This is a genomic window from Actinomadura sp. RB99, assembly GCF_014706005.1.
Taxonomy (GTDB): domain Bacteria; phylum Actinomycetota; class Actinomycetes; order Streptosporangiales; family Streptosporangiaceae; genus Spirillospora.
Genome location: NZ_JABMCA010000075.1, coordinates 1 through 19,289, shown reverse-complemented (window position 1 = coordinate 19,289; position 19,289 = coordinate 1). Strand labels below are relative to the sequence as shown.

Below are 19,289 nucleotides of genomic sequence, written 5' to 3'. Positions count from 1 at the left end.
GAATCACACGTAAGGCTGGGTACCCTGCTGGCGGGGTTGTTGGTCGAGGAGAGGCGGACGTTGATCCGGGAACAGCGGTGCGAGCCGCCTTCGGCGACCCCCCGCACCCGCCGTCCCCCTGCCCGCCCGACCCGCGGCCGGACCGTCCTCGCACTCCTGCTCACCGCCCTCCTCGCCGCCGGCCTCGCGGCCTGCTCCGGCGGGAGCGGCAAGCGGCACCGCATCGCCGCCACCCAGCCCGCCAAGAAGCCGAACATCATCTTCGTGCTCACCGACGACCTGTCGTGGAACCTCATCGCGCACATGCCGCAGGTGCAGAAGATGCAGCGGGACGGCCTGACCTTCGACAAGTTCTTCATGGCGGACTCGCTGTGCTGCACGTCCCGGGCGACCATCTTCACCGGGCTCTACCCGCACAACACCAAGGTCCGCACCAACTTCCCGCCGCTCGGCGGCTACCAGGTCTTCCAGCAGAACGGCGGCGAGCGGAACTCGTTCGGGCCCGCCCTGCAGAAGGCCGGGTACCGGACCGCGTTCCTCGGCAAGTACATGAACGGCTACCTCCCCGGCGACAAGCAGGGCGGCCCCCGCCCGTACGTGCCGCCCGGCTGGAGCGAGTGGTACGTCGCGGGCAACGGCTACCCCGAGTACGACTACAACCTGAACGAGAACGGCCGCCTCATCAACTACGGCCACCAGCCGCAGGACTACCTGACCGACGTCCTGGCGAACAAGGGCACCGACTTCGTGCAGCGCGCCGGCGGCTCGTCCAAGCCGTTCTTCATGGAGATCTCCACGTTCGCGCCGCACGGCCCGTTCGTGTCCGCGCCCCGGTACGCCGACAAGTTCGCCGGCCTGAAGGCGCCCCGGTCGCCGGCGTTCAACGAGAGGGACGTCCGCGACAAGCCGTCCTGGCTGCGCAAGCACCCCAAGCTCGGCAAGGGCGCGATCGCCCGGATCGACGAGGGGTTCCGCGACCGGGTCCGGATGGTGCAGTCCGTCGACGACATGATCGGCCGCATCCGCGGCGAGCTGGCGACGCTCGGCATCGACCGCGACACCTACGTGGTCTTCGGCTCGGACAACGGCTTCCACATGGGCGAGCACCGGCTCGCCGGCGGCAAGATGACCGCGTTCGACGTCGACATCCACGTCCCGTACGTCGTCACCGGGCCCGGCGTCGGCGCGGGGCGGCACGTCGGCGCGTTCGCGCAGAACACCGACCTCGCCCCCACCTTCCTCGGCCTCGCCGGGCTGCCCGCGCCGCCGGGCACCGACGGCCGGTCGCTGGTGCCGTTCCTGCGCGGCGAGGCGCCCGGCGACTGGCGGCAGGCGGCGCTGATCGAGCACGTCAAGCCCGCGCCGTCGCGCGACGACCCGGACCGGCAGGACTCCGCGCCGGGCGCGCCGACGACCTACAACGCGATCCGCACGAACGACGCGCTCTACGTCGAGTACGCCGACGGCGAGCGCGAGTACTACGACCTGGCGCGCGATCCGAACGAGCTGGACAACGCCGCGAAGCGGCTGCCCGAGGAGCGGCGGCGGCAGCTGTCGGAGCAGCTGAACGCCCTCGTCCGGTGCTCGGGGCAGAGCTGCGCGTCCGCGGGCCGGGCCCAGTGAGCCGGACCGGCTCGGCCGGGCCCGGCGGCCCGACGAAGGGGGAGCACGACCCATGCAGCTGACCGGCACGGCCTTCGTGGTCCTCGTCTGCCTGCTCGCCGTGGCGGCGCTGGCCGGCACGCTGTGGGCGCTGCCGAGGATCACCGGCCGCGGGCTCGGCGCGCAGGCCGCCCGCGGCGGGCTGCTGGTCGGCTGCCAGCTGTTCATCACGCTCGCCCTCGTCACCGGGATGAACGCCTACTTCCTCTTCTACAACAGCTGGAGCGACCTGCTCGGCCGGCTGGACGGGCCCGTCGCGGTGCACGGCGCCAAGGCGGGCCAGGGCGCCTGGTCGGGCGGCCCGCTCGCGCGGACCGTCTCGCCGCTGTCGGTGAAGCAGGGCCTGCACGACCCGGAACGGGACGGGCGGCTGGAGCAGACGACGATCCGCGGCGCGCGGACCGGCCTGCAGGTGCAGGCGTTCGTCTACCTGCCGCCGCAGTACTTCCAGCCGCAGTTCAAGGACCGCCGGTTCCCGGTGGCGCTCGTCCTCGCCGGCTACCCGGGCGACCCGCGCGGCATCATCGAGCGGCAGGCGATGGTGAAGCTCGCCGCCAAGGACATGCGCAACGGAACGATCCAGCCGACCGTCTACGTCATCACCCGGACGATGGTCGCCCCGCCGCGCGACACCGAGTGCACCGACGTGCCGAGCGGGCCGCAGTCCCTCGCGTTCTTCGCGCAGGACGTCCCGAAGGCGCTGAGCGCGACCTACCGGCTGGCGGCCGACGAGCAGGGCTGGGGGGTGATGGGCCAGTCGACCGGCGGCTACTGCGCGGTGAAGCTGGCCATGATGCACTCCGACCGGTTCGCGGCGGGCGCGTCCCTCGGCGGCTACCTGCACGCGATCAAGGACGCGACGACCGGCGAGCTGTACGGCGGCAGCCCGAAGGTCCGCAACGACAACGACCTGCTCTGGCGGGTGCGGAACCTGCCGTCCCCGCCGACGTCGGTCCTGCTGGCCTCCAGCAAGGTGGAGAAGGGGTACCGGCAGGCGCAGCAGTTCATCCAGGCGGCGAAGCCGCCGCTGCGGGTGGACACGCTGTTCCCCGACGACGGCGGCCACAACTTCGGCACGTTCACCCGGCTGACGCCCGAGATCATGCAGTGGATGAACGGCCGGCTGAAGGCCGGGTGACGGCGGTACGGTCCGCAACGCGGCCCCCGGGGGCGAATGCCCCATTATCATCGCTCACGACCATCTGACACGCGGGCGACGTGTACGTGACCTCAGGGCTGGGAGTGCGGGCGTGACTTCGACCGGAAAGCAGGACGGCGACCACGGGCCCGGGCAGGGCGAGGTCGAGCGTCCCGACGCCGGGCGGCCGGGGCAGGCGCCGCCGCCTCCCCAGTGGCTGGCCGAGCAGGGCCCGTCCGGCGCCACGCCGCTGCTGCCCGAGCCGGCGGAGCAGCCGCCGCCGTTCGGGGAGCCGCTGCCCGAGCCGGAGGACGACGAGTCCGACCGGACGGTCAGCGACATCGACATCAGCGGGATGATGCGCACGCAGGTGTTCTCGACCGGGAACCCGGGAGGGGGCGAGGGCGGCGGCGGTGAGCCCGCCGATCCTCCGCCGCTCCCGCCGTTCCCCGGCGCGCCTGCCGCCGCACCCGCCGGCCCGGCCTCCGGTGGCCCGGCTTCCGGTGACCCGATCGGCGACCAGACCATCCTGGACGCCTCCGCCTGGCTCGGGAACACGGGCCGCGACGACGACGAGGACGAGGAAGCGGACGTCACCCGCGTGGAGCGTCCCGCCGCCTCCCAGCAGCCGCCGGCCGCGCCGCAGCCGCCCGTCCAGCCTCCGGCCCCGCCGCCCTTCGCGCAGCAGCCGCCGGCCCCGCAGCCGCCCGCGCCGTTCCCCTACGCCCAGGACGTCCCCGCGCCGCCCCCGGCGGCGCCCGAGCCGTTCCCGTGGGCGCAGGAGATCCCCGGCAACCCGCACGCCGCCCTGCCGCCCACGCCCCAGGCCACGCCGCAGCCCGCCCCGCCGCTCCCCGGCCCCGTGCAGCCCGGCCCCGCGCAGCCCGCGCACGAGCCGTTCCCCTGGGCGCAGGAGATCCCGGACAACAAGCCCGTGCTCGGCGGGCCCGAGCCGTTCCCCTACGCCCAGGAGATCCCGGGCGTCCCGTCGCAGCAGCTCCCCGGGCCGCAGGCGGCGCCGCTCGGCCCGCCCGTCACCCCGGCGCCCCCGACGATCGACGAGCCGTGGCGCACCGAGCCGAAGAAGAAGGGCGCGAAGCGGTCCAAGAAGCCGATCCTCATCGGCGTCGCCGGTCTGGCGGCCGTCGCCGTCCTCGCGGGCGGCGGCTACTACTTCGTCTCCCAGAGCGGCGGTGACGACGACGGCGGCTCCGCCGCGGGCGTCCGGCTCGCCGGGTCGCTGTTCGCGGCCGGGCAGGGCGGGCACGACGGGCTCGACCAGCGGCTGACCGACGTCGCGGCGGCCGGCTCGACCGTGGTGGCCGTCGGCGCGGAGTCCGGCGTGGCCGGCTCGCGCCCCGAGTTCCTCGTCTCCTCCGACGGCGGCCGGACCTACACGTCCGCCGAGGTCAAGGGCACCGGCGGCACCCCCGACGACACGCCCCGGCTGGTCGGCGGCGGCGGGCACGGCTGGGTCGCGATCGGCGCCGGCACGGCCGGCCCCGTGCTGTGGACGAGCCAGGACGGCAGGAGCTGGACGCGGCAGCCCGACCAGGCCGCGCTGCCGTTCGGCGGCCACACGCGGGTGAAGCAGGTCATCGGCACCGGCGACGGGTTCATGGCGATCGGCGCCTCGTCCAAGAAGGGCGACTTCAGCGACGCCGAGCCCGCCGTCTGGACGTCCGGCGACGGCGCGAGCTGGGCCATCAAGAGCGGCGGCCAGCTCGGCCTGCCGGTGCGGAACGGGCAGCTCGCGCTGGTCACGGCGGCGGCGTCCGGGAACGCGGTGGTCGTCGAGGCGATCCACGCGCCGGACCCGAAGAAGCCCGCCCGGTTCCGCCGCACGTTCCGCTCGGAGGACGGCGGGAGCACCTGGGACACCACCGAGGTGCCCGCGCCGAAGGGCACGCACGGCCTGATGGTCGGCGGCGGCCCCACCGGCTTCCTCGCCATCCGCGAGATCAACGGCCCCTACGGGCAGGCGTTCACGTCCAAGGACGGCAAGACCTGGACGAAGGCGGGGCAGCTCAAGGCGTCCGGCTACCGGAGCGTCTCGACCGTGCTCGGCGACGCGAACGGGTTCGCCGCGGTCGTCGTGCGGGGCCGCGACCTCCTGGTGTCGCGCAGCGCGGACGGCAACACCTGGCAGGACGCGGGCTCCGTCCCGGCCCAGCCCGGCCGCACGGTGCGGTCGTCGGCGTCGGCCGCCGGGCAGAGCGTCGTCGTCGGCTTCCAGAACGGCGGCGGCGACCAGAACGCCATGCTCACCGTGCTGGACGCCAAGGGCGCCGAGGTCCCGGTCGACCTGGCGAAGGTGCCGGGCGCGGTGCGCCGCGACCACACCGTCACCGCGCTCGGCTCCGACGGCGGCAAGACCGTCGCGGTGGGCAGCGCGGGCGGCGAGGCGGCCGCCTGGGTGTCCGGTGACGGGAAGACGTGGACGCGGGCGCAGGGCGCCGGCGCCGCGTTCTCCCGGCCCGGCGGGCAGCGGCTGCTCAGCGTCGCCGCGGGCAGGCAGGGGTGGCTCGCGGTCGGGTTCGACCGGGCCGCGCCGCACCAGCCGCTCGTCGTGACCTCCTCCGACGGCTCGGGCTGGCAGGCCGCGGACGGCGCTGACGCGTTCCGGCCCGGCCGCAACCAGCTCGCGACCTACGCCACCGCGGCGGGCCCGGCCGGCTACGTGATCGTCGGCGAGGACGGCGCGTCCGCCGCCACCTGGTTCTCCGCCGACCTGAAGACGTGGGAGCGCGGCAGGGGCGTCGGGAACAGCGGGCTGAACGCGCTGCCGAACTCCGACCGCTGGCTGCGCTCGGTCGCCGCGGGCGGCTTCGGGTTCGCGGCCGCGGGCGGCCTGCGCGACCCCGCCGCCAAGGCCGCCACCGCCGACCGGCCGGCCGTGTGGACCTCGCAGGACGGCAAGCAGTGGACGCTGAAGCAGCTTCCGCTGCCGTCCGGGACGACGGACGGCTCGCTGACGCAGGTCAGCGCGCAGGGCAACACGATCGTGGCGGCCGGTGAGGGACGGACGACGTCCGGCACGGTCGCGCTCGGCTACGTGTCCGCCGACGGCGGCCGCACCTGGAAGGCGGTGCAGCTCCCGTCGCCGGGCGGCGCGAAGGCCGTGCGGGTCACCGCGCTGGCCGCGACCGGCGCCGGGTTCTCCGCGGCGGGCACGGCGGGCGACGCGGGCTCGGCCGACGTGGTGGCGTGGAAGTCCGCGGACGGCGCGTCCTGGACGGTCTCGACCCCGTCCGGCAAGGGGCTGGCGGGCCCCGGCGACCAGGAGATCACCGGGCTGGCGGTGGCGGGCGGGACGCTGCTCGGCGTCGGCGGCACCGCGGACCGCAACGGCCAGCAGCCCGTCCTGTGGAGCCGTCCGGCCAAGTAGGAGCGGAAGCCCGGCGGGCCCGGCCGGTGGCGCCGACCACCGGCCGGGCCCGCTTCTTTGGCGCGCTCCAGGACGGTGGCCGGGCGGTCAGCCCTCGCGCGGGTCTGCGGTCGCCGGGTCCTGCGCGCCGTAGGCGGGCCAGATGTCGTACCCGGTCTGGACGTCGTCGTCGGGCCGGGCGTGCCGCGGCCGGTACGCGGGCCGGTCGGGGACCGTCATCGTCGGGTCGGGCGCCCCGCCGGCCACCGCCGCGGACGGGTCGGGGATGGTCAGGGTGGGCAGCCGCGCCGCCGCGTTCGCCGCGGCGATCTCCGCGGCCCGCGCCGCCTTCGCGGCGTTGCGGCGGGCGCCGTAGGGCGCGACGAGGCGCCGGTAGAACGGCTTGCGGATCGCGGTCGGCACCAGCCGGTACCCGCCCCGGAGCATGACGTTGCGGACGTACTGGGCGCGGCTGATGAACCCCTCGCGGAGCATCTCGCGCTGCAGCAGCAGCTCGGAGCGGAGCAGCTCGCGGCCGCCGCGGCGCTCGTAGGCGCCGTCGCCGACGCGGTAGTAGACGAGCGGTTCGGCGACGTTCACCAGCCGGGCGCCGGCGGCGATCATCCGGACGAACAGCCAGTAGTCCTCCATCAGCGGCAGGTCGCCGTAGCCGCCGGCGGCGATGACGGCGCTGCGCCGGTAGACGACCGTCGGATGGTTGAACGGGTCGTGCAGCCGCGAGTAGCGGACGATGTCGGTGGGGTCGCTCGGCGGGATGCGGCGGCCGACGACGTCGGCGGTGTCCCGGCCGAACTCCAGCAGCCCGGCGCCGACCAGTTCGGCGCCCGCCCGCACCAGCGGGACCTGCAGCTCGAAGCGGTGCGGCATCGCGATGTCGTCGGCGTCCATCCGGGCGACGATGTCGTGCCGGGCGGCCTGCAGCCCCGCGTCCAGCGCCGGCCCGAGCCCGCGGTTGACCTCCAGCGGCACGAACGTCACCTCGACCGGGCTGGCCGCCACGAGCTCCTGCAGCGCGACCGCGAGCCCCGGCGGGACCGGCCCGTCCTGGACGAGCACCACCTGGTCGGGGCGGAGCGTCTGGTCGTCGACGGCGCTGCGGAAGGCGTCCCGGACGTACTCTTCCCGGTCACCGCCGTAGACGGTCATCAGAAGGGTGAAGGGTTCGGGCTGCATCGGTCCGTTTCCGGGTGGGGCCGTGACGGCCGTTCGGAGCGCGAGCCGACGGGGCGTGGCTCGGGAGGGGCTCCTCGTGGGGTGGTCGAGCGGGCGGGGACAGGGGTCGGGACAGGTCGGGATTGGGTCGGGGGCTGGGCCGGGGCGGAGGGCGGGCGCGAACGCCGTCGTTCATGTGACGCTTTGGTGCGGTTGATGGTTGCGCGCCGCCAAGATACCGGTGTGGTGGAACTGCTGACGATGGAACGTGCCCGGTACGGCCCGGCGGGGCCCGATTCGGCGCGTCCGGTTCAGGCCTGCGCGCATACGTCGCGGTCGGCGCGGATCTCGCCGGCGACCTTCGGCACCGCCGGGCCGCCGCCGCTCAGCTTCGCGCCGTCCTTGCCGATGATCAGGTAGACGTAGCCGGGCTTGGCCTTGGCCCAGGCCTCGGGCGGGTGGCCAGGGACCGCGATCGCGGCCCGCGCCGCCTGCCTCTCGGCGCCCGCGCCGTAGAGGATCCGGGTCTTGGCCGCCGACTTGACGGTGCCGACCTTGACGACCTTGAAGCCGCGCTCGGCGAGCTGGTCGGCGGTCCGCTGGGCGAGCCCGTGCTCGGCGGTCCCGTTGAAGACGCCGATCCTGACCTGGGCGGGCGGGACGGGCTGCACCTTCTGCTGCGCGGGCACCGGGGTCGGGGCGGGCTCGGGCGGGGTGTTGTCCTCGCGGATGGCCTGGAAGAGCGGCTCGGCGAGCGCCTGGTTGAACTGGACGCGGTTCTTGTCCTTCGGGTACGCCATCGTCGGCACGGTGACGAACCGGACCTTGCCGGCGCTCATCCCCTTCAGGCCGCTCGCCAGCTTCTCCATCACCGACAGCGTCAGCCCGTCGTCGGCCTTGATCGACTTGGTGGTGGCGGAGAGGAAGGAGTAGGTGCGGCCGGGGTCGGTGAGCATTCCCTTGTCGGTGGCCTTCTTGACCACCGAGGCCATGAACGCCTGCTGCCTCTTGATCCGGTCGAGGTCGGAGCCGTCGCCGAGGACGTAGCGGGTGCGCACGTAGCCGAGCGCCTCGGCGCCGTGCACGGTCTGCTTGCCCGCCTTGAGGTGCAGCTCGGCCTTCGGGTCGTTGATCGGCTTCGGGACGCAGATCTCGACGCCGCCGAGGGCGTCCACGACCTGCTTGAAGCCGGCGAAGTCCACCTCGACGAAGTGGTCGATGTGGATCTTGGTGAGCGACTCGATGGTGCGCCAGGTGCAGGAGGGGCCGGCGTTGGAGAACGCGGCGTTGATCATGCCGAACTGGGCCGGGACGGTGGTGCCGTTCGACTTCTTGCAGCTCGGCATCTGGACCATCGAGTCGCGGGGGAAGCTGATGCCGATCGCGCCGGCGCCGCCGGGCGAGATGTGGAGCAGGATCGTGGTGTCGGACCGCTCGCCCTGCTCGGTGCCGTACTGCGCGTTGGCGCCCTGCCGGCTGTCGGACCCCATCAGCAGGATGTTGATGGAGTCGTTGAGCTTGGCGGGCCGGTTCGCGCCGAGCTTGTCCTTGACGTTCTCGCGGTGGATCTGGCCGTCCAGCCGCCGCCAGAACCCGTACGCGGTGAGGCTGCCGCCGACGAGGATCACCGACATGGCGATCGACGCCCAGCCGAGCAAGCGCCAAAGGCGCCCGCGCTGCACCGGCGGTTCCGGCGGCGATGGGGCGCTGTAGTACACCGGCGGCGGTGAGGCGGCTCGCTGCATCCGTAACATTTCAGCACAGATTGGACAGCGGTCACCCCCGTCACGGAAAACTCGGCCGGGACGGGCCGCCGGGCCCCCGAACGCGGGCGCGCCGGACCCCCGACGCAGGCGGGCCGGCCCCCCCGGACGCGACGGGCCGGACCCGCCCGGAGCGCGGCGGCGAGGTGACTAGACTCCGGTGAAGATGAGCATCGTAGACGCGCTGACCGACCAGGCCATGGTCGTGCTGCAGGACCGCCCGGTCGTCGCGCTGAGCGCCTGGCTGAACCGGGCCCTCGGCGAATGCGCCGCCACCGGCCGCGTCCTGCAGCTGGTCACGCCGCTCGGGTCCCGCCTGTCGCTGCCGCTGCGCAGCGCCGCGTCCGGCGCCGAGCTGCAGTGGGTCGTCCGCGACGGCGACGGCTACTACGAGGGCCTCACCGGCCGCCCGCTGAAGTGGGGCGGCGCGATGTTCGTGCCGGTCCCGGAGGCCCGCGACTACGCGCCCGGGTTCACCACCCGCCCCACCGCCCCGATCGGCTCGCAGCTCACCCTCGTCTACCGGATCCGGCACGGCGCCGACGGGCACCTCGCCGGCCCGGTCGAGCGGCTGCTCCAGCTCACCACGGGCAAGCTCCCCGCCGGGCTCGGCCCCGCCGAGCCGCTGGAGCACCCGTGGCGGCCCGACCGGCTCGCCGAGTACGCCCGCGGCCGGTCCACCTCCCGGCTGCTCGTCGGCGGGGACGGCCCGCGCCCCGCGCAGGCGATCTGCGACTTCACCGCGACCGAGGGCGGCGGCGTCGCCGAGGTCAGCACCGTCACCGTCGGCTACGGCCCGGACGACCCGCCGCCGCTGCGGCACCTCGGGTCGCTGGTCGGGGCGCTCGCCGCCGACCAGCCCGTGGCGTCGCTGTTCGTGCAGCTCACCCCCGGCCGCGCCGACCTCACCACCGAGCCGCGCTGGACGGGCGCGCCCGCGCCGGTCGCGCTGGCCGTCGCGGGCGCCGTCGGCGGGCCGAACGGCATCCCCGGGCAGCAGGTCGGGCCGCCGCGCCAGCCGCTGACGATGTTCCCGCTCGGCGACGGCCGCTCGCAGGACGGCTGGCAGCGCCACAGCCTCCTGATGCAGCACCTCCAGTCCGCCTGACCCTCCTGCCCCCTCCGTCCGCCGCCGGCGGTGACATTTGTCCTGCCCAGGCGTGGACGGACGGATCTGCCGGGCCCGCCCCGGTTCCCGCGAAGCTGGGGCCACCGCAGGCGAGGACCGCAGGAGGGCCCGATGACGTATCCACCGCACGGACGCGGAGCGGCCGACCGCCGCCACCGGGCCACAGGCCGCCGCCCCGCGATCGGCGTCGGTGCCGTCGCGAGCGGCGCCGCGACCGAGCCGATGAAGGAGCTGCTCGACGCCGAGACGCGCGCGGCGAGCGGGCGGGAACGGCCCGCGCCGGTGCCCGCCGCGGCCTGACGTCCGCCGCTCGTCGCGGCCCCGCGTCCGCCGAGTCACGAGTTTCCGAGAGAAGAGAGGGCCATGCGAGCCCGAGGCATCAACTACGACACCGGCTTCTTCCCCGGCGGGAGGGACAGCCGCCCCGGCTTCGACCGAGCCGACGTCCGGCGCGACATGCGCGCCATCGCCGCCGACCTGCACTGCACCGCCGTCCGGATCAGCGGCGGCGACCCGGACCGGCTCGGCGCCGCCGCCGAGGAGGCCGCGGCCGCCGGCCTGGAGGTCTGGTTCGCGCCGTTCCCCTGCGAGCTGCCGCCGGACGAGATGGCCGCGCTGTTCGCCGAGTGCGCCGGGCGGGCCGAGGCGGTCCGGCGCGGCGGCGCGGAGGTCGTCCTGGTGACGGGCTGCGAGGTCAGCCTGTTCGCGCGCGGGTTCGTCCCCGGCGACGACGTGTACGCCCGGATCCAGGCGGTCATGTCCGGCGACCCCGACGTGTACGCCGCGATGGGCGACGTCCCGGGCCGGGTCAACGCGTTCTTCGCCGAGACGGTGGCGGCGGCCCGCGAGCGGTTCGGCGGCCGGATCACCTACGCGTCCGGTCCCTGGGAGGAGCTGGACTGGGGGCCGTTCGACCTGGTGTCCGTCGACGGCTACCGGTCCGCCGAGAACGCCGCGCACTACCGCGAATGGCTGCGCGGCCACTTCCGGCACGGCAAGCCCGTCGCGGTCACCGAGTTCGGCTGCTGCACCTACGCGGGCGCCGGCGACCGGGGCGGCACCGGCTGGATGATCGTCGACCGGGACGCCGAGCCGCCCCGGCTCACCGGCGCCCCCGTCCGCGACGAGCAGGAGCAGGTCCGGTACATGCGCGAGCTGCTGGACGTCTTCGTGGCCGAGGGCGTCGACGCCGCGTTCTGGTTCACCTTCGCCGGATGGGGCCTCCCGCACGATCCCGCCGACCCGGCCCGCGACCTCGACACGGCCTCCTACGGCGTGGTCGCGACGGCCCCGGACGGCACGTGGCGTCCCAAAGCGGCCTTCCACGCCCTGGCCGCCGCATATGGCGCACAGAGCCGATGATCTACCCGTAAGGGATGGGGTAGCGTCCCCCTCATGGAACCCGACGGCCAGCTCGGCGCGCTCGAGCGGGCCGTCGAGGGGACCCTCGCCGAGGGCGCGCTGGAGTTCGACGGCGACGAGGCCGTCCTGCGGATCGAGGGCTCGCTCGTCCTGACCACCGGCTGGTTCCTGTCCTGCGCCGCCGCCGGCGTCGTGCTGCTGCTGTTCGGCGCGGTCCTGTCCCTCACCGGGCTGCGCGGCGCCGCGAACTGGGCGCTGGCGCCCGGCGCCGTGATGGTCGCGCTCGTCCTCGCCTTCCTGCTGGCGCTGCGGTTCACCCCGCTGCCCGCGCTCTGGCCCGAGCTGGAGCTGCGGTTCACCGAGCAGGCGATGGTCCACCGGCGGACCCGCGTCCCGTTCGACGACCTGCGCCCCGAGCACCTGGTGTGGAAGAACGGCCGGTTCCTCCGCCGGCTGTACGTCCGGCACCCGTCGCTGCGCAAGCAGCTCGCCGGGTTCTTCGAGAGCGAGGAGCGGCAGGCCGAGGAGTTCCAGCGCCGGCTCTGGGAGCTGATCTCGGCGCCGGACCTGCCCGGCGTCCTCACCCACGGCAGCGACCTCACCCCGGTGCAGCGCTGGATCATCGGCGCGGGCGCCCCGTACGGCGCGATCAACGGGTTCCGGCTCGACCGGCTCGGCGTCGCGCCCGGCGAGTCCGCCGCGGCCGCCGACCGGCGCACCGCGCAGGAGCTGCTGCGCGAACCGTGGGGCGCCTACGACCTGGAGCAGCTGCTCGCCGCGGTGAACTGGCTCGTCCAGGAGGGGCACCGCGCCGACTTCACCATGGACGCCGAGCTCGCCGCCCGCCCGCCCGAGGAACGGGAGCGCTACGCCGCGCTGCTCCGCGAGGTGGACGGCCTCATCGCCGCCGACCGGCTGGAGCCGCCGTTCGTCGAGCGGCTCATCGAGCTCGTCCGGGTCCGGTACGGGGACGGGGGCGCCGTGTACGCCAAGCTCGTCCCGCCGCTGCTGCGCGACGAGGCCGGCGCGGACGCCAGCGAGGAGGGCGCGGAGCTGGCCCAGTTCCTGCACCGGCTGTTCAACGACCGCGGCCACGCCGCCGAGGAGCTGCACCGGCTGGAGGTGCTCGCCGACCCGGCCCTGCACGCCAACGTCGGCCGGTTCCTCATCTGGGACTACGCGCGCGCGTTGATGCTGTACCGGTGGGGCCACATGGTGGGCTGGCTCACCGAGGAGTACTGCTGGGAGCGGATGCTGCCGCTCGCCCTGGACGTCCAGCGCCGCTACACGTCCTGGCACGACATGGCGACGTGCTACCTGCAGGGACGGCTGCTGTGGTCGGGCGGCGGCGGCCGTGCGCAGGCGGAGTACGACCGGCTCGTCGAGCACCTCGCCGCGGAGCGGCGCAGCCCGTGGAACCTCGTGCCGTGGGACCTCGACCTGACCCGCGACTGGCCCTGACCCGCGACCGGCCCCGACCCGCGACCGGCCCCGACCCGCGACCGGCCCTGACCCGCGCGCGCCGTCAGCCGCCGATGACCCCGCCCTGGTAGGCGGCGCCGTCCGCCGCGCCCTGCGCGCTCCCCGGCACCTCCGCCGCCGCGCCGCCGCCCTCGCCGGACGCCCGCCAGCTCTGCGCGGGCGCGTCGCTCTCCCCGTCCGGGTACACCGTCCCGCCGAGCCAGTGCACCAGCGAGTCGGCGAACTTGCGGGCGACGCGCGGCGCGTCCGGCAGGTCCGCGACCGCGCGGATGTCCACCCACCAGACCGGCGCGACGACCCGGGCCGCGAACTCCGCGCCCAGCAGCCGCCCGATCTCGCCCTGCACCGATACCTGCACCGCGTCCTCGATCGCGACGAGCAGCCGGCCGTCCGCGTCGTACAGCAGGGTCGGCTCCGGTTCCCCGCCGCGCAGTTCCAGCGGCTCGCCCATCGCGATCATGCCGTCGGCGACGGCGTGCACGTCCGGGCGGCGGCGCACCAGCGCGACCAGGTCACTGCTCATCGGGCCACCCCGGCGCCGAGCGAACGGGCGAACACCTCGTGCACCACCTGGATCCCCGCCATCCGCGCGGCGGCCGACACCCGGCCGAGCTCCAGCGAGCTGCCGGTGGCCAGGTGCCGGTCGTAGGGCACCGCCACCACGGGCAGCCCCCACGCGGCCAGCATCTGGTGGGCGCGCTGCAGGTCCGCGCCGACCTGCGGGGCGTGCGACACCATCGCGATCACGGTACGGCGCAGCACGTCCTGCTGGTCGTTGGACACGAACCACTCCAGCGCCCCGCGCGCGCTCAGCGCCCCGTCGACCGTCCCGGGCGTCACCAGCACCAGGCCGTGCGAACCGGCGATGACCCCGCGGTTGACCTCGGTGAGGATGCCGGCCCCGCAGTCGACGACCGTCGCCGCGACGTACCGGCTGACCGCGCTCAGCGCCGTCTCGAACGTCTCCAGCGTGAACTCGCCGGCGATGCGCCCGCCGCGCGTGGACGACAGCACCCACAGGCCGTCGGGCGTGCGGGTGAGGAACCGCGCCGCCTCCTCGAACGACTGCGGGTTCTGCGCCGCCAGCTCGAACAGCGACAGCTGCGAGCGGACGCCGAGGCGCAGCGGCAGCGACCCGAGCTCGGCGTCGGCGTCGGCGGCCAGCACCCGGTCGGCGCGGTGCCGGGCCAGCTCCGTCGCGACCAGCGCCGCCATCGTCGTCTTGCCCGCGCCGCCGCGCACGCTCGCCACCGCGATCTGCCGGGAACTCGGCACGGACCGCTGCATCAGCTCGCCGAACGCCGCCAGCAGCCGGGCCTCGCGGGCGCCGCCGCCGACCGCCTTCAGGACGCCGCGCCCGACCCGGCGGGCCAGCGCGTCGCCGTGCTGGTTCCTGCGGACGAGGTCGGCGGGCGGGATCTCCTGGCCGGGCACCTGCCCGGGACCGGCGGGCTGACCGGGCATCACCGGCTGGACGGGCGCGGCGGGCTGCGCGGCCTGCTGCGCCGCGGCCGCCGGGTCGGGCCATGCGCCCTGCTGCCCGGCCCGCTGCCCCTGCTGCGCCGCCTGGCCGGCGGCGGGCTGGACCGCGCCGAGGACCGGGTTGACCGCGGCCTCCCAGTCGAAGTCGGAGTGGACGAGCGGGTCGATCTGCTGCTGCGTCTCGGCCGGGACGTCCACGGCCTGCTGCATTGTCTGCTGCGGCGGCTGCTGCTCTGCCTGCTGCGGCGGCTGCTGCGCTGCCGGCTGCATGGGCTGGTGAGGCGCGGCCTGCTGCTGGGTCACCGCCTGCTGCTGGGCGGCGGCCTGCTGCGCGGCCTGCTCCTGGAACGCCTGTTCCTGGAACGCCTGCTCCTGGAAGGCCGGCTGTTGTACGGGCTGCTGGGCCGCCGGCTGTTGTACGGGCTGCTGGGCCGCCGCCTGCTGCTGGATCTGCGGGGACGGCACCGGCTCGGGCACCACGGGCTCGGGGGCAACGGGCTCGGGGGCAACGGGCTCGGGGGCCGGCGGCTCGGGCAGCAGCGGGGCCGGCTCGTCCTGGGCGCCCTGCGACGCGTCCGCGACCTGCGGGAACGGCGGAGCCTCAGGGACGGGGGGCGGCGCCTCCGGCGCGGCCTGCACGGGCGGCGCGGCCTGCACGGGCGCGGGCTGCGGCTCCGGCCGGGCGGCCTGGGTCACCTGCGCCGGGACGGACGCCGCGGGCGCCCGCTCCTCGGCAGGGCGCGGCGGCGCATCGGCGCCCCAGGTCCCCTGTGCGGGGGCGGAGGGCGTCGCGTCGAGGACCTGTAGCCCGCGCCGGGACACGCCGATCTCGCGCAGTACCGCCTGCTGCCAACTGGAGTCGGACACCGGCCTCCCCTCTCCCCGCCAAGACTACGAGACACGCGTCGCCCCACGCACCGCCGCGGGCTCGGCGCCTCCTCCCGGACGGGATCCGGGGCACCGCGCACACCGGCCTCACCGGCACAGACGACCCCAGACAGGCGATCTATCCTGAAATCACCCTTACCCTCCCGCTAGTCTGGCCGGACCTCGATCGGCACCCCGCCATGTGAGCACACCGCCCGGAGCGACCATGAACCCCCCTGAATGGCCCGGTCAGCCCGGCGGGCCGGGCTACCCGCCGGCTCCGCCCGGCCCGCCGATGCCCGGCCCCCCGATGCCCGGTCCGCCGGGACCGCCGATGGGCTTCCCGCCTCCCCCGCCGAAGCGCGGCGGCGGAAGCGCGCTCGTGCCCGTCCTGATCATCGGCGTGGTCGCCGTGCTCGGCATCGTCGGGATCGGCGCGTTCTTCATCCTGCGCAGCGGCGACGACAAGCCGGACCGGTCCGTCGCGCTGCCGACGGTGACCCATCTGAACCCGTCCTCGGGAACGACCTACTCGCCTCCGCCGTCGCCGCGGACGTCCATCGGCGGGACCGGCGACCCGTCCAGCGTCCTCACCCGGACGATCCGGACGGCGAAGGGCCACACCTTCACCCAGGCGGGCGTCCGGACCGAGTCGTGCGTGACGCGCGCCAACGCCAAGCTGCTGCCCGCGCTGCGCAGGTACCCGTGCGTCGGGATGATGCACTCGGCCGTCTACGCCAACCCGACCAAGACCATCATCACGTCCGTGTCGATCATGACGATGGGCACCTCGTCGGCGGCGATCTACGTCAAGGGCATGACCGACCAGAGCGGCTGGCCGAAGCTGCTCACCCCGTCGGACGCCAGCGGGCTCCCGCAGCCGCGGGCGAACCCCGCGTACTGGACGCGGACCTGGTCGCAGGGCCGGAACGTGATCTACGCGCAGTCGTACTGGAGGAGCGGCGGCGCGACCGGCGACCGCACCGGCAGCGTCTTCGCGACGGCCGGGGAGCTGGGCGTCGAGGTCACCAACACGCTGCTCTGGTCGAACTGATGGAACGTGCCGAGCGGGCGCGGAACGGGCGGGCCTCCGCCCGTTCCGGTCTCGCTCGGCCCGGCGCGTCCTCGCCGGCGGCGGCGTCAGCCGTCCTGCCGCTGCGCCTCGCGCTTGCGGGCCTGCGCCCGCTCGTAGGACGCCAGCGCGCGCTCGCCGCCCGGCCGCATCTCGAACCGGATCCCGCGGTCGCCCTCGAACGGCTCCCGGTGGTCGAAGCCGCCGGTGTAGATCTCGGCGGGCACCCGGTCGGGGAACGCGTCGCAGTACGGGATCCAGGTGTCCATCGACGTCTCGGCGCCGGGGTCGGCCCGCTGCTGGAGACGCACGCACGCGTCACAGATGCTGGGTCTCCTGCGCATGGTCCGGCCGTCCTCTCCGCTGTTCGCCCTGCCGTCCGCTCGCGCCGCCGGGACGCACCGCCGGCGGCCTCGCCGCAGTGTTCCACACCCGCGGTAACACCCTTACCCCCATGCGCGATCACCAGCCGAGGGGTTGCGACATGAGCGGCGAAATCATCATAATGACCGCTCCCCGTGTGTCTGTGATCGTGCGCGGTCGCGGGCTCGTTCAGCTCCCGACGAACAGAGGGGTCCCCCGTGCGCGCTGAATGGCAGGCGCATATCGACGAACTCCTGCAGACCTACCAGGAGAAGCGCCGGCAGATCCAGGAGATGCAGTCCCGGCTGGAGACCATCGAGGCGTCGGCCGAGGCCGCCGACGGCATGGTCCGCGTCAAGGTCGACCGGCAGGGCCGGCTGGCGTCGCTGGAGTTCGACCCCCGGGTCTCCCGCAGGCTCGGCAGCGAGGAGCTCGCCGAGGCCGTCATGGAGGCGTCCAGGAAGGCGCAGGCGGACGTCGCCGACCAGGTGCGCGCCGCGATGCAGGGCCTCGCCCCCGAGGGCGCGTCCGGCGAGGGCGGCGAGGGCGGCGGGTTCGACCTCGCCAAGCTGCTTCCCGAACGGCCGGACGACATCGAGGCCGTCCGGCAGCGCCTCGGGATCCAGCCGCTATGACGTTCGACGGATACGAGGTCGACACCGAGGCCCTCGAACGCGCGGGCGGCGGCTTCGAGACCAACGCCAACGTGCTGCAGCAGATCTTCGACACCCTCAACTCGGCGTTGCAGGCCGAGGGCAAGTGCTGGGGCTCCGACGAGACCGGCCAGAAGTTCGAAGAGGGCTACGCCGAGCCGAGCAAGAGCGTCCTGGAGGCCTTTCCCAAGCTCAAGACGGGGCTGGACGGCATCAAGAAGGGCGTCGACGAGATGGCCAAGGAATACAAGAAGGCCGAAGGCGCCTCGAGGCTGAAGTGAGCTGATCCGTGGGTCTGGAAATCCCCGCCGAGGTCCAGTGGCTGTCGTGGATCGTCGGCTCCGACTGGCCCGAGGGCGACGAGACCGCGATGCGGCGCTGCGCCGACGCCTGGCGCCAGGCCGCCACCTCCCTCAACGAGCTCGTCGGCGACGTCACCGGGACCATCAACGACGTCCGCGGCACCCTCGACGCCGAGGCCGCCGAGAAGTTCCAGAAGAACGTCGAGCAGTGGACGACGACCGACCCGCGGCTGCTGCCCAGCATGGCGGATTCCTGCAACAAGCTCGCCGAGGTCCTCGACAACGGCGCGCTGGACATCGAATACGCCAAGTACATGTTCATCGCGCTGCTGATCGTCACCGCGATCGAGATCGCGATGCTGATCGCGGCGGCGTTCGAGACGTTCGGCGCGTCCACCGCGGGCATCCCGGCGGTGGAGGGCGCGGCCCAGGTCACGGCCCGCACCATCTTCAAAGAGCTGATGGAGAAGCTCGGGGAGAAGTTCCTCGGCGCGGTCCTGAAGGGCGCCGCGTTCGGCGCGCTGCAGGGCGGCGGGCTCGACCTGATCGTCCAGGGCGTCCAGATCGCCCAGGGCAACCGGAAGGACGTCGACTGGGCCAAGACGGGCCAGGCCACCCTGGACGGCGCGATCGGCGGTGCGATCTCCGGCGGCGTCGGCTTCGGCGCGGGCAAGATCCCCGGAGTCGGCGACGCGGCCGGCACCCCGCTCGGCAACATGTTCAAGGGCATGGCGCGCGACGGCGTGTCCGAGGCCGTCAGCGGCGTGGCCGGCACCGTCGCCACGTCCGCGATCCACGGTGACCCGCTGAGCTGGGACGCCATCGCCAAGGGCGCCACGTCGGGCGCGTTCGGCGGCGCGGTCGGCGGCGGCAAGGGCGGGCTGACGGAGTTCGACGGCGGCGTCCCCGGCGGCGGCCCCGCGGGTCCGAACGTCGACCCCACCCCGGTGACCACGCACACCCCGTCGACGGGCGGCGGCTCAGGCGAGGGCGGCTCGGGCGGAGGCGGCTCGGGCGGAGGCGGCTCCGACGGCGGCGGCTCAGGCGGAGGCGGAGGCGCGCACGTCACCGGCGGAGGCGGCGGGGGCGGCGGCTCCTATGACGGCGGCGGCTCGGGCGGTGGAGGCGGCGGCTCCCACGGCGGTGGCGGCGGCGGTTCCTACGACGGCGGCGGCTCGGGCGGAGGCGGCGGCAACCGTATATCCACCCTGCTCGGCGACAACGGCGGCGGTGGAGCGAACCACGGCGTCAGCCTCGCGTCGGCGGCCCCTGAGGGCGGCTCGGGCGGAGGCGGCGGCGCGCCCTCCTCGGGCGGCGGGTCCGGCGGCGGCCTCGGCGGCAACCCCGGCGCCTTCAGCGGCGGTGGCGGCGCGGGCGGGTCGGACGGCGGCGCGCCGAGCTCCCACCGCTCCCGCCACTGCTCCTGCGTGAGCCCGGCCTCATTCAGATGGTGCCGGGCGTTGAGGAGCCGGTG

General features: G+C 74.8%; 15 protein-coding genes and 1 pseudogene. 11 read left to right on the top strand and 5 right to left on the bottom strand.

Going from position 1 to position 19,289, the window contains the following annotated elements:
* Positions 1 to 60 precede the first annotated feature (60 nt).
* The 3 genes from amrb99_RS40650 to amrb99_RS40640 all read left to right on the top strand — a co-directional run bounded on the left by amrb99_RS40650 (position 61) and on the right by amrb99_RS40640 (position 6,188).
* Positions 61 to 1,623 carry a sulfatase gene (locus tag amrb99_RS40650; RefSeq protein WP_194737611.1) on the top strand — a complete coding sequence of 521 codons (1,563 nt, stop codon included), beginning with the start codon at positions 61 to 63 and terminating at the stop codon, positions 1,621 to 1,623.
* 52 nt (positions 1,624 to 1,675) lie between these two features.
* The gene (locus tag amrb99_RS40645; protein ID WP_190866616.1) at positions 1,676 to 2,800 is read left to right on the top strand and encodes an alpha/beta hydrolase-fold protein; all 1,125 of its coding nucleotides are present in this window, start codon (positions 1,676 to 1,678) and stop codon (positions 2,798 to 2,800) included.
* A 112-nt stretch (positions 2,801 to 2,912) separates the two neighbouring features.
* Positions 2,913 to 6,188, top strand: coding sequence for a sialidase family protein (locus tag amrb99_RS40640; RefSeq protein WP_190866614.1), 3,276 nt, complete (start codon positions 2,913 to 2,915; stop codon positions 6,186 to 6,188).
* Between the two features lie 87 nt (positions 6,189 to 6,275).
* Here the strand turns inward: amrb99_RS40640 and amrb99_RS40635 are convergent, their stop codons facing one another.
* Both amrb99_RS40635 and amrb99_RS40630 read right to left on the bottom strand, forming a co-directional pair.
* The gene (locus amrb99_RS40635) at positions 6,276 to 7,361 is read right to left on the bottom strand and encodes a glycosyltransferase (protein ID WP_241756406.1); all 1,086 of its coding nucleotides are present in this window, start codon (positions 7,359 to 7,361) and stop codon (positions 6,276 to 6,278) included.
* A 290-nt stretch (positions 7,362 to 7,651) separates the two neighbouring features.
* On the bottom strand, positions 7,652 to 9,085 hold the full coding sequence (locus amrb99_RS40630) for an LCP family protein (RefSeq protein ID WP_190866612.1): 1,434 nt from the start codon (positions 9,083 to 9,085) through the stop codon (positions 7,652 to 7,654).
* 184 nt (positions 9,086 to 9,269) lie between these two features.
* Between amrb99_RS40630 and amrb99_RS40625 the strand changes: the two genes are divergently transcribed.
* The 4 genes from amrb99_RS40625 to amrb99_RS40610 all read left to right on the top strand — a co-directional run bounded on the left by amrb99_RS40625 (position 9,270) and on the right by amrb99_RS40610 (position 13,055).
* Complete coding sequence (locus amrb99_RS40625) at positions 9,270 to 10,211, top strand: DUF6177 family protein (RefSeq protein ID WP_241756405.1); 942 nt, start codon at positions 9,270 to 9,272, stop codon at positions 10,209 to 10,211.
* A gap of 132 nt (positions 10,212 to 10,343) precedes the next feature.
* The gene (locus amrb99_RS40620) at positions 10,344 to 10,532 is read left to right on the top strand and encodes a hypothetical protein (RefSeq protein WP_190866611.1); all 189 of its coding nucleotides are present in this window, start codon (positions 10,344 to 10,346) and stop codon (positions 10,530 to 10,532) included.
* Positions 10,533 to 10,595: 63 nt separating this feature from the next.
* Positions 10,596 to 11,594 (top strand): hypothetical protein, encoded by a 999-nt coding sequence (locus tag amrb99_RS40615; protein ID WP_190866609.1) that lies wholly within the window; start codon positions 10,596 to 10,598, stop codon positions 11,592 to 11,594.
* Between the two features lie 33 nt (positions 11,595 to 11,627).
* The gene (locus tag amrb99_RS40610) at positions 11,628 to 13,055 is read left to right on the top strand and encodes a DUF1266 domain-containing protein (protein ID WP_190866606.1); all 1,428 of its coding nucleotides are present in this window, start codon (positions 11,628 to 11,630) and stop codon (positions 13,053 to 13,055) included.
* A 64-nt stretch (positions 13,056 to 13,119) separates the two neighbouring features.
* On the opposite strand, the gene amrb99_RS40605 is transcribed toward amrb99_RS40610, so the two are convergent.
* Both amrb99_RS40605 and amrb99_RS40600 read right to left on the bottom strand, forming a co-directional pair.
* Positions 13,120 to 13,599 (bottom strand): hypothetical protein, encoded by a 480-nt coding sequence (locus tag amrb99_RS40605; RefSeq protein ID WP_190866604.1) that lies wholly within the window; start codon positions 13,597 to 13,599, stop codon positions 13,120 to 13,122.
* On the bottom strand, positions 13,596 to 15,425 hold the full coding sequence (locus amrb99_RS40600) for a hypothetical protein (protein WP_190866602.1): 1,830 nt from the start codon (positions 15,423 to 15,425) through the stop codon (positions 13,596 to 13,598). Before amrb99_RS40600 ends, amrb99_RS40605 begins: the two co-directional genes overlap by 4 nt.
* A gap of 226 nt (positions 15,426 to 15,651) precedes the next feature.
* Here amrb99_RS40600 and amrb99_RS40595 point away from each other — a divergent pair, with 226 nt between their 5' ends.
* Positions 15,652 to 16,479 (top strand): hypothetical protein, encoded by an 828-nt coding sequence (locus amrb99_RS40595; protein ID WP_190866600.1) that lies wholly within the window; start codon positions 15,652 to 15,654, stop codon positions 16,477 to 16,479.
* 86 nt (positions 16,480 to 16,565) lie between these two features.
* Here amrb99_RS40595 and amrb99_RS40590 read toward each other — a convergent pair whose 3' ends face one another.
* Positions 16,566 to 16,841 (bottom strand): hypothetical protein, encoded by a 276-nt coding sequence (locus tag amrb99_RS40590; protein WP_190866598.1) that lies wholly within the window; start codon positions 16,839 to 16,841, stop codon positions 16,566 to 16,568.
* A 237-nt stretch (positions 16,842 to 17,078) separates the two neighbouring features.
* Between amrb99_RS40590 and amrb99_RS40585 the strand changes: the two genes are divergently transcribed.
* The 3 genes and pseudogenes from amrb99_RS40585 to amrb99_RS51930 all read left to right on the top strand — a co-directional run.
* Positions 17,079 to 17,495 carry a YbaB/EbfC family nucleoid-associated protein gene (locus tag amrb99_RS40585; protein ID WP_190866596.1) on the top strand — a complete coding sequence of 139 codons (417 nt, stop codon included), beginning with the start codon at positions 17,079 to 17,081 and terminating at the stop codon, positions 17,493 to 17,495.
* Positions 17,492 to 17,794 (top strand): WXG100 family type VII secretion target, encoded by a 303-nt coding sequence (locus amrb99_RS40580; protein WP_190866594.1) that lies wholly within the window; start codon positions 17,492 to 17,494, stop codon positions 17,792 to 17,794. Before amrb99_RS40585 ends, amrb99_RS40580 begins: the two co-directional genes overlap by 4 nt.
* A gap of 8 nt (positions 17,795 to 17,802) precedes the next feature.
* Positions 17,803 to 19,289, top strand: a pseudogene (locus tag amrb99_RS51930) (hypothetical protein); the annotation flags it as partial.

What these genes read in the sequence shown, in the direction of transcription:
- amrb99_RS40620 (WP_190866611.1), top strand. Translation starts at nt 10,344, where the DNA reads ATGACGTATCCACCGCACGGACGCGGAGCGGCCGACCGCCGCCACCGG.
- amrb99_RS40590 (WP_190866598.1), bottom strand. Translation starts at nt 16,841, where the DNA reads ATGCGCAGGAGACCCAGCATCTGTGACGCGTGCGTGCGTCTCCAGCAG.
- amrb99_RS40625 (WP_241756405.1), top strand. Translation starts at nt 9,270, where the DNA reads ATGAGCATCGTAGACGCGCTGACCGACCAGGCCATGGTCGTGCTGCAG.
- amrb99_RS40595 (WP_190866600.1), top strand. Translation starts at nt 15,652, where the DNA reads ATGAACCCCCCTGAATGGCCCGGTCAGCCCGGCGGGCCGGGCTACCCG.
- amrb99_RS40605 (WP_190866604.1), bottom strand. Translation starts at nt 13,599, where the DNA reads ATGAGCAGTGACCTGGTCGCGCTGGTGCGCCGCCGCCCGGACGTGCAC.
- amrb99_RS40635 (WP_241756406.1), bottom strand. Translation starts at nt 7,361, where the DNA reads ATGCAGCCCGAACCCTTCACCCTTCTGATGACCGTCTACGGCGGTGAC.
- amrb99_RS40615 (WP_190866609.1), top strand. Translation starts at nt 10,596, where the DNA reads ATGCGAGCCCGAGGCATCAACTACGACACCGGCTTCTTCCCCGGCGGG.
- amrb99_RS40630 (WP_190866612.1), bottom strand. Translation starts at nt 9,085, where the DNA reads ATGCAGCGAGCCGCCTCACCGCCGCCGGTGTACTACAGCGCCCCATCG.
- amrb99_RS40610 (WP_190866606.1), top strand. Translation starts at nt 11,628, where the DNA reads ATGGAACCCGACGGCCAGCTCGGCGCGCTCGAGCGGGCCGTCGAGGGG.
- amrb99_RS40580 (WP_190866594.1), top strand. Translation starts at nt 17,492, where the DNA reads ATGACGTTCGACGGATACGAGGTCGACACCGAGGCCCTCGAACGCGCG.
- amrb99_RS40645 (WP_190866616.1), top strand. Translation starts at nt 1,676, where the DNA reads ATGCAGCTGACCGGCACGGCCTTCGTGGTCCTCGTCTGCCTGCTCGCC.